This is a genomic window from Vibrio sp. IB15 (assembly GCF_016406055.1).
GTDB classification, from domain to species: domain Bacteria; phylum Pseudomonadota; class Gammaproteobacteria; order Enterobacterales; family Vibrionaceae; genus Vibrio; species Vibrio chagasii.
Genome location: NZ_JAEFCE010000022.1, coordinates 40,420 through 55,690, shown reverse-complemented (window position 1 = coordinate 55,690; position 15,271 = coordinate 40,420). Strand labels below are relative to the sequence as shown.

The following is a 15,271-nucleotide window of genomic DNA, read 5'->3' as shown; positions in this document are numbered from 1 at the left end:
TTTGTCACCTTGCTCCCTATGCTTACAAACGATTATTCAGGAGCGACTGTCCAAGCGTTGTAACCTTTCTTCGTCTCAGTGAAATCAAGATTTGGTCGGCCCATTCCCGCTTCACACTTCGTTTCATTCGCTGGCAAAGAGAAGAATGCATTGTGTGGGTTAAACTCTGGGAAGAAACGATACACCTGATCGAAAGCCACTGGCATAGACATTAAACGGTTATCGACCATTCGAGTTGTGCCCGCGCGAACCAGTTCCCAACGCTCATTCCAGTTAACACGAACATACGCGTCGTAATCTGAGTTGTTGGTCGCCGTCAGCTGGATACGGCTCCAGTAATTCAGGAATGAACCACCCGTTTGACATCTCATAGTTAAATCTACCGGCACAGTTTGTGGTCGGTTCGCTTCATTTTGAATACCGAAACGAGAAACAAACATGTGCTGGTTCATTGAACCCTTGTCACCATTTCTCGAGAAAACAATCAAATCGCCCCATTGACTACCACCAGCACCACCGGCACTGCGGTCAAAGACACGGCCATTCCACAATGAAAAAATCGTCATCTCTGCAGTATTGCCTGAAGCAAGAATCGATTCTTCTAGGTGAAAATCAGATTGTGCTTTAAAAGAGAACAGTTGAGACACACCAGCGTCTACATTACATCCTTGGCTAACCACATTGTAACTACTGTAACCGTTCACCGTTAAACACTGTGTATCATCGCTCGCTGGGCGAACTTGGAATACATTCGTCGGGTGTGTGATGGTACCTGGCGCCGCTGGTACAAATTTAAACAGCACATTAGGGTCGGTATTTTCATTTACCGCTTGTGATGTGTCACAATCTTGGAAAGCAAACTTACCGCCAACATTGGTCAAACACCGTACGTTACCATTGCTATCGAAGTTAACAATACGCTTACCTCGGTCACCAATCGCAATATTGAAGCGTTTTGACTTCACCTTATCAACACCGTGTACTCGGTAATGCGCGACAAGATCCAGTGGGAGTACAACGTTTGCAAAACGTGGGAAGTACTGGTCGTACTGACTGCCTAAGTTTGCAATTGCGTCTGTAATACCATCGTTAAGAGAAGCAACATCTAAGTAGAATTGACCATCTTCAGAGAACTCAACAGAGTTCGCTAAGATAGTGCCATTGATTGCCTTCTCTACCAGTTTCAAACCTTCTTCTACTAGGCTTGGTAGCTCAGGAGCGTATACCTTCACAAACTCAACCAGCGGATACTCTGCCGACCAAGTAACACTTTCCAAACCTGAAATGGCACTGTGATCTAGTGTATCAAGTGAAACTTGAATACCAGTATTACGCGCTTCACGGCTGCCATTTCGGTTACCTTTGTTTGTCACCTTAGTAACGGCACCGTTAATGTATGCGTTGTCGTAAACCACATCGTTCGTTGCATCAGCATCGGCAAGCACAATTTGGCTGGCATCAGTGTTGTACGTCACAACCGTAGAAACGTTGTTCCAAGTAAACGTCTGTTTGCCTGTGGTTTGAAGATCGAACGCGACGTCGTTTGTTACGTGGCCACCTTGTAACGTTTTAGTTTGGGTGCCCGCTTGGATGCTTTGTCGATTGTCATCATCTTGCCATACATTAAGACCCGTCAGTTTTACACCGCTACCGTTTGCAATAAAGTCACACGACTCCGGGGTGTTTTGTGTCAACACACAGGTACTGTCTGGGTTGTTAGAATCGACAATACGCATTGGCGATGCACTCAAGTAAGCGCCTTGACCTGTCATTGTGGTGCGGCCTTGCGGATCGACAAAAGAAACCGGTGTGTCATTGTCGTTCAGCTTATAACCCAGCGATACAGTGTAGAACGCCGCAGAATCCCAACCTTGTGAAGGGATAACCTGACCAGTGATGGTGTTGTGACCATTTGTGATATTGCTAGCTTGGCCTGATAGCGTTACCCACTCTGTTGTGGTGTTATCTTCGCCAGTACCGACCGTTTTTTCCAGTAGCACTCGAATAGGTTGGTTAGCAAAACTGTTTGTGCTGCCGTTAACTAAATCAAAGTCTAACGTGACATTGATTGGCGTTTGGGTCGCTAACCACATTTTGCCGTCTCGGGTCAGGTTTTCACCTTTTGCCGGTACAAATGTAGCGGATGCGTTTTCAATTGTAGGCGCATCAGGGATCAAATCATCGATGGTGAGGTTGCCGCCCCACTTGTTGCGCGCGCCTTCGGCCACCCACAGTTCTAACTGAACACCCGTGCTATGGAAACCAGACTCAGGCATCAAGCACGACCACTGGCTATCCCCCAAGCTTGAACAGGTAGAATTGTGATTATCAGAGCCATGAATCACCACCTTGCTTGGCGCTTGCTCTCCGAACCATACACCATCCGGGAACGAAACCGGCGTGGTGATCGTGACCTTTTGATTAGGCTCTAGAGTAAGCCCCTCCGGTTTAATATTCGCAATACAATATGCACTGGCACCATTAGGGTTGAAATCTAAACACTGCTTGTTGGGCGGAATATTGTCTGCGCCATAACCTTCCGCTATGTTCTGAGTGTGTTGAGCGGCATGGGCTGCTGAAATGCTGGCTAAGCTGGTGAGCAATGCCGCGTAAATAGGAGAAAATTTCATTAAGATTTCAGTCTCTCTGCTTATGAAAAGGGGGGAAACCACCCTTAGTAATGAGTAAAAAGTTGATAGTGAATAAAGGCCTTAAAATTCAATCAAGTTAAGTTCGTTGGCAACGAATGTCATTGAATAGGCTCGGCCAAATGGCGGCTATTGGACATCACAGCCAACAGGCAGCGACCTTTAAAGACAGGCCAAGCTTGTGCTTAATTTGGCGTGAAATACAGTGAATTACCGTTAGTTTAGGTTTTATGAGTTTTTTTTAGAGCTTGTTAATTCAATGAGTTAGCTTATTCAGCCCGCTTCGTAAAAAGCGGGCTCACTCAGTGAACGAGTCGCCAGTGTTATGGCTTAAGAAGCGCAGGCACCTTGTCACTTTGCAAGGCGCAGGTGTGTAAAATGTCCAGAATCAGAGCATTTTCATCGATGGTGTCTTGGTAAGGGATAGTCGGTAGCCCTTCCAGCGCTAAGTGCAGCTTTTCTGCGGTATAACGGTAGCTATCAAACCCCTGATGTTTCCATAATTCAATCGAGGCAATCGCGCGATCAATACACGCCTCCATCGCTACCGGCTCCACCAAGTCGTCGACGGTCAGTTCGCCGCCCCACATTCTGCGCGAAAAACCGTCCACCCAAATTTCTACCTGCATCCCCGTACTATGAATTCCTGAAGCGGGAAGTTCACAAGACCACTCATTATTTCCTAAACTTGAGCAGGTAGAATTGTGAGCATCAGTCCCGCGAACCACCACCTTAGATGGCGCCTGTTCTGGATACCATTCAGCCGCAGGGAAAGAAACCGGTGTGGTGATCTTAATGGTTTGATTTGGCTCTAGACTCAACCCTTTTGGTTTAATATTGGCAGCGCAGAACCTACTGTAACCGTGAGGGTTGGCAACCAAACACTTTAAATGTGGGCTGATACCTGCCGCGCCGTATTCATCAGCAATGTTCTGGCTGATTTGAGCAGCATGGGCTGCTGAAATGCCGGCTAAGCTGGTGAGCAACGCCGCGTAAATAGGAGAAAATTTCATGGTTGTTGGTCTCTTGGTGGTTAAATAAAAGGTAAAGTGATTAAAAGGCACAAGTCGGCCTGCTCTAGGAGCTATAGAAGCTGTCGCGTTGAATCGTGATTTTATGCGTACTGAGTCAGTGGAATACAACGACGAGAACAAGCCTGCCATCCCACACTAAATAGTATCCAAAGCTGATAGGTATAAAAACGGCTGGTGACAGTCACTGAAGGCAATCATCTATGTGCCCTCAGCGATCGCAAACTACAATGCATGGCAAACTCAATGAGCACTATCGCGATGGTTAGCGCTCAAACTGCTGGCAATGGACCATGCTTGTTCGTCTGTCTTGGTCACTGCCCGCCATATTAAAATCAAAGGCAAGATTTGTGATGGTTATTTCAGGGTTTGTCTTCGGGTAATCCAATTCTGAACCACTTGGTATTTGATACAACACATAACCAACAAAAGGAGGGATCGGCAACTTAGTCAGCGTAATCGGCATCGGGTTTTTGCCATCGTATGAGAAGTCGACAACCAGCGTTTCGGGTAGCCTTTTGCTTTTAAATTTGGGGGTTGTGGGGTAGAAATTAACAACTGCTGCAGTTGCCGATTCTGTAGTTTCAATCACGCCCGGCACAGAATCAAACGCCAGCGCCTCAAAGCTCAACCTGTACTGTCGACTTCCTGGTACATTTGAACCAATATTGCCAACGGAGATTTCCATAGTATTGACTGATTGCGCTTCATAACAGATCCCTTTGGTGCCATCTGGTGGGTACTCGAGTGCCACGGGTAACGGTTCACTTTCAAAAGTGCGCGTTGCTTCTGGGTAGCCCTTTTCAACCTTGCCGCTGTATGTCACGGTCAGAGGTTTAAAGCCCACGCCTTTATTAAACACCTTATCAATGTCTGATGGGTTGATGGTCAGGGTTGGCGAATTCGCAAAGCACTCTCCCTTATCATTACACCACTGGTAGTTTTTTGAATCAGCAATGACCTCATCGCCATCGGGATCGAGATCTTGAATAGGACGAACGGAAATAGGGCCAGTGCCTATGGTGTTGTTCTCACTCGGTGCGACATTCCATTCAGGCATATCAGTTGGGTAACCGTGGCCTGAAATGGCTGGCGTGTGGTTAGAGCAAACTTGGTTTTCAGGGCATTCTGCCATCGCTGACCAAGAACAGCATAAAGCCAAAATAGTGATGATGGATTGACGTATCATGGTTGTACCCCTATCGAGAGAAAGCGGGCTGAAAACAGCCCGCTTGGTTAGTGGTTAAAGCAATCTCAAAGGATTAACGTAGTGAAGCACGCGTAATTGGTGCTTCGTTCATAGACGCAGTGATCGTGTAACCTTGTGCCTCTTTCGGTAGAACAAATGTTAGGTCATCACCAGCATCAACCAGCGCTGCTTGAAGCGCCGCTTCAGCATCGCCTTGCGGGTAAAGGCCAGCTGTGTCTGTTGCGTTTGGTGTCAGTGTGAACGTCACATCTGCTTTAGCCAGGTCAACAACCGCACCGTCATCCGCGTGTACCGTCAGAGTTTGACCCACTTCAGCTGTACCGCTGATGGTAAGAGCCGTCTTCGCGCCAACCGTAAAATTGTTCGAAGTCATTTCATTAGACACAAGCGTTGTTGATGGGTAGCCGTATTGAGTATGAACTTGCCACACTAGGTTTAATTGTTTGTTTTTTAACTCAGTGAAGTTTGAAAATGTAATGACACCGTCGTCCAGTTCGCTGATATCCGCTTCATCTACTTTTGCGTATTTGGTGCCACTCGCATCTTCTAGCCAGTACGTCACCTTGGTGATGGCATCATCGTCTTGGTCTTCAAGAGTCGGTGCATCAAACTTAACTTCGATAGGTGCTGGTGCCCATAGAATATCTGGCGTATTTACTACAGGAGCCGTTACTGTTGGCTGGTGACCCAGTACAGGTGCAGTCGCAACACTTTCGATAGCCCAAGCTGCTGTTGCTGTAAAACCACCCATAAGTAGGCCGATAGTGATCATTGATTTTTTCATTGTCTTTCCTTTGTGAACGAAAACGTTCATGTTTTATTGTTAGTTATGAATTACTTGTTGTTTGTCGCCGACTTTGAATCCGACGTTTTTTTCTTTGTCACTTGGACTTTGAACTGGAACCCTTGGTCTTCGCCTTTCAACACATACTTTTGCTGATTGGCGTTCGCCACCTTGGTGAATTCGTTTTGAGTATCATGCTCTCTTCGGAACCATTGGAACGAGTATTGAGAAAGGTCTAAGACCGCCGCTTCATCTTCGAACACATAAGCCGTGATGGCTTCTGTCGTAAATAGGTCTTCATTCAGATGATGCCCTTCATGAAACAGGTCGACACGATAGACACTGCCCTTTAACCACTCGATATTGCCTTGCTTTGCGTCTTGTTCGTTCTGGTCGTAAATTGCTGTTACCGTAACGGATTGCGCCACATGACTCAGTAAAACCAGCTCAGCAATGCCTTCTTCATTGGTGACGGTTTGGTAAACGAAGTTCGCTTGGTTCGGCTCCAGCTCTAACGTCTCCCCATTCAACGTCAAAGATGTTAAGTCTTCTGCGGTGATTTGATAGGTCACCGGGATATCGGCAACGGCTTTGCTCAATAAGGCACTCGCAACGATGCTTTCACCCGCGGTCGCGGTTTCTGGTTCAAACGAAATTGACTCAAGAAACTTACTGTCAGTGACCGTAATCGACATGGTGTTAGACTCTTTCACTTGGCCGCTTTTGAGTTTGTATCTCACCTTAAGCGACAGTGTATTGTTTCCGTCATAGCGGTAGCTTGGCGCGGTAAATAAAGGTACCGAAGCACTCTGACTGTTCAGATACGGATTAGCAGTACCTAACCAGGTGTAAGAGACGATGTCAGGTCCCCCTTTCACCTCCATCCACTCCGCTAATGACTGCTGAGAGTTTTCTGCAACCACCACAGATTCAGGCAGACGAATACTGATCTCTGCGTATTTCTGTTTGTATTCCAAAACAATGTTATGGTCACGTTCAACAAAGTCCGTTAAACGGTCTTGTTTTGGTAATGAGCTTTGGAAAACTTCACGGCGCTCAGGCTCGTAAAAACCGCCAAGAGACAAGGTATAGTTAACACCAGCTATCCACTGTTCACTTGCCCCTTCCTCGTTTTGGTATCCCAACGAGAACGCCAGCTCTTTGGTCGGTTTAAACTCGGTGTTTAACTCGAAACGCAACGGGTTTTTGGTCGGGTTACTGCCATCGCGATGTTCTACGTATCGACCAAGGTATTGACCCGCTGTACCACTTAACTTCCAGCGTGTATCCATCGGCAGATAGCTTTCTAGCGTGAGATCCCAACCCTTCGCAGGTTTTTCAACAAGGCTGTTCATCCCTTCATACTCGTCCGGCGAATCTTTCCAATTCGACAGAGGAAAGTAGAAGTTGGAGCTCATGTTTCCGTAACCCACCCCGTACTCAACACCTAAGCTCATTCTTCGGTGATAGCGCTGATGGTCATAATCTATAAAGGTGTTTATCCCGTAGTACTCATCTTCAGCGAGTTGACGATAACCCGTACCAATGTGCGAAAAGTCTCGGCCATGGAAGTCGTCTTGGTTAAACACCGCACCCGCTTGAATAAACCACAAAGATTTATTGTCGGCTTGCCAAAAAGGGAACAGGCTTTCAACCTGATCAACTTGCCATTTGCCGCCTTTCGCTAAAGAGACGCCTAAATCAAACTGTGCGCCACCAAAAGCTTCAGATAACCAGTCTTCTGTTTCACTCACACCAGCAGCCACTAAACGAGATGGTACTTGCTCTTGGTAGGCGCGAATGTTGCCCTGCTCAGACTGCTGTTGAGCAATGGTCACGAGTTCAGAAGTCATGGGAGCAACATAAGGGTTAGCTTCGTTAAGCTTACCCTCGTCCAAAGCCAGGTTTGGCAACGAAGTACTATCTAACCCCTTGCGGGTCTGATATTGGTGATCGGTCAATTCAGCAATAAGTGGCTCTACCGTTTTCCACTCCGCATCACTGTATGGACCACACTGAAGCTCGTCCTTCCCTAGTTCAACCTCACGACAATAGGTGCTCATGCTAGTAATGACATTTAGCAGCGCTTCATCGACTTGATAAGCTGAAAACGTGACAAAGGTATTTTTCACCGTCGCTTGCTCACTGCTAACTTGCGCATTGTTAGCTTGTACGGTTGAAGCTACCTCTAGGGGTTTTAATTGGTCGCCCTCTAATGGGTTTGCATAACATGCTAGGCTCACAGCCAAACTACATGGCAGTAAGAACACAGCATTAATGGTTCGTGGCTTAAACATGACAAAATGGATTCTTCAAAAATTTTTCAGAATCTTAATCAAGAAAGCGTGAATTACCGCGTGATTCACCGTGAAAGATGAAAAGTACTTAAATTCAACAATTTGGAAGGTGAAGTGATGGCTAAAAGGTGTGTAATTTAGAAATTTTTTAGTTTTTTATTGATGAAATTACCAAGTAAACTCCTTATTAATATGGGTAACCAATCAATAAATTGTTACTTCAAAAAATGAGATTTTTTTTCATCTTGTTTTTCTGCGAACTTATTGACACATAGTGATATTGCATAGAAAAAGCGCACCAATTGGGTGCGCTTTTAAGTCCTGCCAAGTTAAAGGTAAACCGCGTATTTACCTAATTTGCATCGAGTAGCGAAGCACCTTCTAATTTCGGGGTATTAAGCTGCAGCACTTTTCTGGAGATATTTCGACAAGTCGACGCTGTCTATTTGCTCTGGCTTCAAATACGTTTCAGCGTATCGAATGTGGGTCTCACTCGTTAGGAACAGCCTAAACAGTTCTATGTCGAGATGTTCATCCAAAGCCATTTTGTGCATGATGTCGATGGCAACGCTGATTGGCTTCGCTTTCTTATAAGGTCTATCAGCAGCGGTCAACGCCTCAAAGATGTCCGATATCACAAGAATTCGCTCAGGGATTGAAAGGTCTTCGGCAGTCAGCTTTCTTGGGTAACCAGTACCTTTAAGCGTTTCATGGTGAGTCGACGCATAGCGCGGCACTCGGCTAAGTTCTTTCGGGAATGGCAGGCTTTCAAGCATTTTGATGGTACCTATCATATGCTCATTGATTTTGAATCGATCTTCCACCGTTAAAGTGCCACGTGAGATACTTAAGTTATAAATTTCTCCCAGATTGTACAAGTGCTCAGGAACATCCATTTTTATTTGATGCTTAGGATCAAACTCTAATGGTCGGTCGCGTTTCACTATGTGTTCTGGTCTATCACTTAAAAGTTGCTCTTTAGCGGGTAAGCTGGAGTTAGGTATCCTATTCATCGCCTCTATTGGCGATAAACCCAATTGGTCATCAAAATTACGCGTCCAAGTCGTTTCAGCGATAGAATGAATACGGGCAACCTTATCATCACTCATAAATTCACTACCCACATTAGATGTCGCGATAAACGCAAAATCGTCTTGTAACTTTTTCTTCGTTATAGCTAACTCTTCGGCTATCTGATCCGTTGGCAATTCACCTTCAAGCTGCTTACGCAAAGCCGTAATCTCTGCATCACGCCAAAGCACCTCAAATCGTGTTCTCACCTCGTGAATACGGTTGTAGTTAGCTTCTAGCTTAGAGCCTTTATCGACGATATGTTCTGGCGTGGTGATCTTTCCGCAATCATGCAGCCACGCAGCTATTCTAAACTCGCGACGTTCATCGTCATTTTCAAATTTAAAGTCTTTAAAGTAGTCTGATTGAGATTTTTCAGCCGCTTCTGCCAACATCAATCCGAGCTCAGGTACACGGTTACAATGCCCTGCGGTATAGGCAGACTTGTCATCGATGGCTTGTGCAATCAGCTTAATAAAAGATTCTACAAAGGCTTCATGCGTTTGTTCGTGCTGTTTTATTTCGGTGGCCATGTCTTTAACTGCGACAGATAGTTCCCATACTTCCTTGATAGGAGTATCAAGCACGGACACATTGTCATAGTCGCGCTGCTTTACTTTGTTAGTTTCAACTTTGAGCTTACGTATTGGCCGCACAATCGGCGCGCCAAAGAACCACGCTACAGGCAAGGTGAGGCTCATTAATAAACCTGTCACACTAACCGAGGTCGCTACTCGCTTGTTAACTGCGCTGTATACTTCAGCTTCAGGGATAACCACAGCAAAGTATTCTGAGTAGTGCTCACCCGTATCGATCTTCTTCAAATATAGGTGTTTAAGTTCACCATTGAGGTTTAGCTCAACCATCTCCCCCTCGACGGTCGCTGTTGCGGTTTTTTCATAGAGTTCCGTGTAAGGAATAGTCGTACCCGCATCCATAGCCTGATGATCAAACCACTTTTGAGCTAACGCCGTTTTCTGCTCATCAGTAAGCGACTTGATGGCTTGATTGATGATAGGTAACAGCAATTGGTGTTTATTCTGCAAAACAATATGGAATTGATTAGGATAGTCTGTTTTTAGATCAAGCAGCGCTTCACTCACTTTCAAGTTCTGATGGAAGAACTTATCCAATGAAAATGACAGTACAGGCTTAACATCAATTACCGCAAAAACCTCTTCGTTGTCGACAGCGTCTAGCGCTGCCTCAATATCCTTAAACTCCAAAAGCTTAATCTTTGGGAAATCAATTTTTAACTTCGGTGTCATTGACCATCCAGATACAATAGCTACGCTCTCTCCATCAAGCTCTCGGTAGTTAATTACTGCTGGAGCATCACGTTTCGTGACTACAGCAAACGGTAGTTCATAGATCGGGTCAGTGTATAAACCGATAATGCCATTACTTTCGTAATTTTGAACCGAGTGTAAGCCATCAATACTTCCCTTTTGGAATTTTCCTGTTAACTCCGCCCACGAGAGGCCATTTACAAATTCGAACTGCACTCCACTCACCTCACTGATCATTTTCAATAGATCAATCGCATAACCGTGTGGTTTTCCTGATACTGAAAAATCCATCGGTCCCCGGTCACTTTGATTTGAAAACAATAAAGGCGATGTATTGTCTATTATGCTTTGTTGCTGTGAAGACCAATTAATTTGATTCGCTTGAGGGAGTGTGTTGTTCGACTGATAATTGCGATTAGACGCAATAATATTGCCCGCTTTAGAATATAGAAAGGATTCAGCTTGACTAGCTTCATCTAAACCCAACGCACTCACAGATAGCTTACTCGCTAACGAAGACAAAACAATATCAATCCCTATCACATGTTGAGTATCGCTCGTTGCTTTGGATTCAAACGCTAATGAATATGTTTGGCCTGTAATTTGGAGGTGTTGAAAGAGATATGGCTGGGTTTTCTCGACAGTCTCGGTATTGGCAGAGACATACCAGGGTCTTGTGGTTGGGAAGTAATTACTTTTTTCAGCTTTGGAGTCCCTGAGGTTAAAATCAAGATCATAGTATCTGGTTTGACGAATACGACCTTTTTCGCCATTGCTAATGTCAATGACCACCCAACTGTCGCTATCTTGTGCGCCTATTTTTGCTCTAACCTGAGGAAAGGATTCCAAATTAATGATCTGGAAAAAGTTGTCGTTGGATGAACCAATATAAAGACTGTAGAATAGCGGATTGCCTTTTATGGCTTCAGAGAGAATATCTCGCGACTCTTCCCTTGAGATCTGGTCGCTCATTGAGCGATTCACTGAAGAAAGTAAATGTGCTGTGTTTATCGCATCTAAATCAACACTACCTATGTATTCGCTTAAATCCTGAGAAACCATGGTGAGTTTAGACAAGGTATGCTCAGTAGCCATCTTTTTGCTAAAGTAATATTGAAGTGATACAGCAACAATTGCCGTAAGTACCGTTGCAAGTAAAAACATCCCGCCAACGGTCACCCGTAATGAGATTTTTGTGTTTGTCATTATTCTATCCTTGAATAATTCCAGCCTAGAAATTTAACATCCGTGAAACATTTATCTTTTTACTACGTCATATCTTCCCCTTCAATACAAACTTAGACCTATGTGCTGTACGCTTCTTATACTGTTCTCTACGTCGCACTATCCTCTAATTTAAGTGATATTTATCAATATAAATGAATCTCTTATCACTTCCCGTGAACTTTATGAACTTTATTCACCCAAAGTTCTTTATTCCCAATATCGCCGCATTGAAGACATTTTGTTAACACGCCGTTAACTTTAACTTCATCTGCTGAGCAGCACCCGAGAGTGATGTTTAGCAGCTAGATATAAAACATAAGTTTCTCTCCATTGAAGAGATCCCCTACATAAGGAACGTGAACCATGTTCAAGGCACTGAAACCTACTCTTGCGGCTTCTATTATCGCAGCAACCTTTTCTTTCAACACTTTTGCTGCAGACGTAGAAAAAATCCACTTCCTAATCCCTGGCGGCGCTGGTGGCGGTTGGGATATGACAGCGCGTGGTACTGGTGATGTACTGGTGAAATCAGACATCGTAGAAAATGTCTCTTTCCAAAACCTATCTGGTGGCGGCGGCGGTAAAGCAATTGCTCATCTAATTGAAACGGCACAACGTCAAGAAGACACATTGATGGTGAACTCCACCCCTATCGTTGTTCGCTCACTAACAGGTATCTTCCCTCAATCTTTCCGCGACCTAACACCGGTTGCTGCAACGATTGCTGACTATGGTGCGATCGTTGCGTCTGCGGATTCTAAATACAACACTTGGGAAGACGTAGTAAAAGAATTCGAAAGTAACCCTCGTAAGGTAAAAATCGCTGGTGGCTCTGCACGAGGTAGCATGGATCACCTAGTGGTTGCAGCGGCATTTAAAGGTGAAGGCTTTGATGCTAAGAAAGTTCGTTACATCGCCTACGATGCTGGTGGTAAAGCGATGGCAGCACTGCTTTCTGGTGAGACACAACTCCTATCAACCGGTCTTGGTGAAGTACTAGAGATGTCTAAATCAGGACAAGTAAAAGTACTGGCAGTAACGGCACCAAAACGTCTTGAAGCAGCACCAGATATCCCAACACTAACCGAGTACGGCAATGAAACTGTATTTGCGAACTGGCGTGGTTTCTTCGCTGCTCCAAATACAAGCCAAGCGAAGATCGATGAGTGGAACGAAGCGTTAGGCAAAATGTACAAAACCGATGAGTGGCAAGTGGTTCGTGACCGTAACGGTTGGATCGATAACTACAAAGCCGACAAAGACTTCTACGCCTTCTTAGAAGATCAAGAAAAACAGATGGGCGACCTAATGCGTGAGCTAGGTTTTTTGAAGTAACCAATAACGATAGAGGGTCATAGTGCCCTCTTACTCTTTCCTTGTTTCGCCGTACATGAGTTTACTAAAACTCCTTTGTTTATTCGTAACGTATTACCAAAGCTTGCCGATTCGTTGTAGACGCAAGTGGCTAAAGCAGCACTGTAATTCGCTTACTTTCGGTTAGTGATCCCAGACATTACTCATTAACTCGCTCATATACGGCTTTTTTTACTTTCTACACACCCCAAACGGAGTTGGATATGTCGGACTTACCAACCAAATTTTTTAGCAAAGAGTCTCTGCTTTCGAGTGATCGTCTCGGCGCAATGATCTTCATGCTAGCGTGCTTGTGCTACGGCTACCAAACTACCCTAATTCCGCTATTTCCCGGTGATGAGTACGAACCCTTTACTGCAAGAACATTGCCTACCCTACTGACTTTCATTGGCATCGGCCTTTCACTGATTTTGCTTGTTACTGGCCAACCAGACAAAAAGCTTAAGTGTGAAACCGCGCCTTTGAACTGGAAACTACTGATTGGTTTCTTAGTGCTAATGGCGTTTTACGGCGTTGGACTGACATACCTAGGCTTCGTTTTAGCAACAAGTTTCTTTTTGCTTGCTGGCTTTTACCTACTGGGAGAGCGCCGCAAGTCAATCTTGTTTGGCGCATCGTTTCCTTTCGTGATCGCATTCTTTCTTCTTTTAACTCAAGGCTTAGATATCTACCTAGAGCCTGGTTTAATCTTCACTCTTTGGTAGGGACAACATTATGTTAGACGGAATTTTACAAGGACTTTCGACCGCCGTGATGCCAATGAACATCATGATGGTTATCGTGGGCTGTTTCGTTGGTACCTTCATCGGTATGCTTCCAGGATTAGGTCCAATCTCAGCGATTGCTCTAATGATCCCTATCACCTACGGTCTAGATCCTTCTTCTGGCCTTATCTTGATGGCGGGTGTTTACTATGGCGCGGTATTTGGCGGCTCGACGTCATCAATCCTAATCAACGCTCCAGGTTGTTCTTCAACAGTTGTAACCGCTTTCGACGGCTACCCAATGGCGCAAAAAGGCCAAGCAGGTAAAGCACTAGCCCTTGCTGCGTACTCTTCTTTTACTGGCGGTACGCTTTCAGCAATCATGCTATTAATCGCGGCTCCGGCTTTAGCAAGCGTATCACTGAGTTTCCAGTCTTCTGACTACTTTGCACTGATGCTATTAGGTCTCTCTGCTGTAGCAGCATTTGCTGGCCCGGGTCAGGTTATCAAAGCGTGGATGATGACTATCTTAGGCTTAATGCTATCAACCGTAGGTATCGACAAAGGTGTTGGGGTCGAGCGTTTCACATTCGGCCTAACAGACTTAATGGACGGTTTTAGCTTCCTACTACTTGCGATGGCAACCTTTGCTCTGGGCGAAACCTTAATGGGCATTCTTAAACCAGAAAAAGACACCAGTGCTGAAGAAAGCCAAAAGATGTCTGATATCGGTAGCATGAAAGTGACCAAAGAAGAGATCAAAGAAGTCGCGCCGGTTTCCATTCGCTCTTCAATCCTTGGCTTCTTTACAGGTGTACTACCGGGCGCAGGTGCCACTATTGCGGCATTCCTAAGTTACGGCATGGAGCGTAGCCTTGCACCAAAAGACAAACAGAAAGAATTTGGTCAAGGAAGCATTCGCGGTCTTGTTGCTCCCGAATCGGCAAACAACGCAGCATCAAGCGGCTCATTCGTACCACTGCTAACGCTTGGTATTCCTGGGTCTGGTACAACAGCTATCATGCTTGGCGCGTTAATCGCTTACGGTATTCAGCCGGGTCCTCGTCTATTTGTTGAGCATCCAGATGTATTCTGGTCAGTAATCATCTCTATGTACTTTGGTAACATCGTACTGGTTATCTTGAACCTACCGCTTATCCCGTACATTTCTAAACTGTTGGCTGTACCGAGAACCGTATTGCTACCAATGATTTTGTTCTTCTCAATCACAGGTGTTTACTTGGTCTCTTTCAACACCATGGATGTATTTGTAATGTTGATTATTGCGATGGCTGCCATTGCGTTGAGGTTAGCTAACTTCCCTCTAGCACCGCTACTGCTTGGCTTTATCTTAGGTGGTTTGATGGAAGAGAATCTAAGACGTGCGCTGATGATCAGCGATGGTGAACTAAGCTTCCTGTGGGAGCGCCCTATCACGATGACATTCACTATCCTTGCGGTATTGGTTCTATCTAGCCCAATTCTAGTGAAACTATTTAAAAGCTTTAGAGCAAAACCAGTGGAAGTTTAAAGCTCTACCAAATCAATTAAACCTCAACGAAAGGAGCCATTGGCTCCTTTTTTCATTTGGACTTTCAATACGAACCAGCAGTTAAAGATGGTAGCAAACTCACAA

Annotated in this window: 9 protein-coding genes; 3 read left to right on the top strand and 6 right to left on the bottom strand. The window is 45.1% G+C overall.

The annotated features are described in order from the left end of the window. Positions 1-32 precede the first annotated feature (32 nt). The 6 genes from JC606_RS10560 to JC606_RS10535 all read right to left on the bottom strand — a co-directional run bounded on the left by JC606_RS10560 (position 33) and on the right by JC606_RS10535 (position 11,536). Entirely contained in the window at positions 33-2,630 is a 2,598-nt protein-coding gene (locus tag JC606_RS10560) for a hypothetical protein (protein ID WP_198778558.1), read from the bottom strand. A 341-nt stretch (positions 2,631-2,971) separates the two neighbouring features. Continuing rightward, the gene (locus tag JC606_RS10555) at positions 2,972-3,661 is read right to left on the bottom strand and encodes a hypothetical protein (RefSeq protein WP_198778557.1); all 690 of its coding nucleotides are present in this window, start codon (positions 3,659-3,661) and stop codon (positions 2,972-2,974) included. 283 nt (positions 3,662-3,944) lie between these two features. After that, the gene (locus JC606_RS10550) at positions 3,945-4,868 is read right to left on the bottom strand and encodes a hypothetical protein (RefSeq protein WP_198778556.1); all 924 of its coding nucleotides are present in this window, start codon (positions 4,866-4,868) and stop codon (positions 3,945-3,947) included. A 73-nt stretch (positions 4,869-4,941) separates the two neighbouring features. Continuing rightward, the gene (locus tag JC606_RS10545; protein WP_137406498.1) at positions 4,942-5,673 is read right to left on the bottom strand and encodes a hypothetical protein; all 732 of its coding nucleotides are present in this window, start codon (positions 5,671-5,673) and stop codon (positions 4,942-4,944) included. Positions 5,674-5,723: 50 nt separating this feature from the next. Then, a complete protein-coding gene (locus JC606_RS10540) occupies positions 5,724-7,970 on the bottom strand; it encodes an inverse autotransporter beta domain-containing protein (RefSeq protein ID WP_198778555.1) in 2,247 nt (748 codons plus the stop codon). Between the two features lie 395 nt (positions 7,971-8,365). Continuing rightward, the gene (locus JC606_RS10535) at positions 8,366-11,536 is read right to left on the bottom strand and encodes an HD domain-containing phosphohydrolase (protein ID WP_198778554.1); all 3,171 of its coding nucleotides are present in this window, start codon (positions 11,534-11,536) and stop codon (positions 8,366-8,368) included. Between the two features lie 384 nt (positions 11,537-11,920). Here JC606_RS10535 and JC606_RS10530 point away from each other — a divergent pair, with 384 nt between their 5' ends. The 3 genes from JC606_RS10530 to JC606_RS10520 all read left to right on the top strand — a co-directional run bounded on the left by JC606_RS10530 (position 11,921) and on the right by JC606_RS10520 (position 15,166). Beyond that, entirely contained in the window at positions 11,921-12,892 is a 972-nt protein-coding gene (locus tag JC606_RS10530) for a tripartite tricarboxylate transporter substrate binding protein (protein WP_004738325.1), read from the top strand. A gap of 242 nt (positions 12,893-13,134) precedes the next feature. Continuing rightward, entirely contained in the window at positions 13,135-13,635 is a 501-nt protein-coding gene (locus tag JC606_RS10525) for a tripartite tricarboxylate transporter TctB family protein (RefSeq protein ID WP_004738327.1), read from the top strand. A gap of 10 nt (positions 13,636-13,645) precedes the next feature. After that, positions 13,646-15,166 carry a tripartite tricarboxylate transporter permease gene (locus JC606_RS10520; RefSeq protein WP_137406501.1) on the top strand — a complete coding sequence of 507 codons (1,521 nt, stop codon included), beginning with the start codon at positions 13,646-13,648 and terminating at the stop codon, positions 15,164-15,166. Positions 15,167-15,271 lie beyond the last annotated feature (105 nt).

Excerpts from the sequence above, each read along its gene's own strand:
- JC606_RS10520 (WP_137406501.1), top strand. The coding sequence starts at position 13,646 with ATGTTAGACGGAATTTTACAAGGACTTTCGACCGCCGTGATGCCAATG.
- JC606_RS10560 (WP_198778558.1), bottom strand. The coding sequence starts at position 2,630 with ATGAAATTTTCTCCTATTTACGCGGCATTGCTCACCAGCTTAGCCAGC.
- JC606_RS10545 (WP_137406498.1), bottom strand. The coding sequence starts at position 5,673 with ATGAAAAAATCAATGATCACTATCGGCCTACTTATGGGTGGTTTTACA.
- JC606_RS10550 (WP_198778556.1), bottom strand. The coding sequence starts at position 4,868 with ATGATACGTCAATCCATCATCACTATTTTGGCTTTATGCTGTTCTTGG.
- JC606_RS10530 (WP_004738325.1), top strand. The coding sequence starts at position 11,921 with ATGTTCAAGGCACTGAAACCTACTCTTGCGGCTTCTATTATCGCAGCA.
- JC606_RS10555 (WP_198778557.1), bottom strand. The coding sequence starts at position 3,661 with ATGAAATTTTCTCCTATTTACGCGGCGTTGCTCACCAGCTTAGCCGGC.
- JC606_RS10535 (WP_198778554.1), bottom strand. The coding sequence starts at position 11,536 with ATGACAAACACAAAAATCTCATTACGGGTGACCGTTGGCGGGATGTTT.
- JC606_RS10525 (WP_004738327.1), top strand. The coding sequence starts at position 13,135 with ATGTCGGACTTACCAACCAAATTTTTTAGCAAAGAGTCTCTGCTTTCG.
- JC606_RS10540 (WP_198778555.1), bottom strand. The coding sequence starts at position 7,970 with ATGTTTAAGCCACGAACCATTAATGCTGTGTTCTTACTGCCATGTAGT.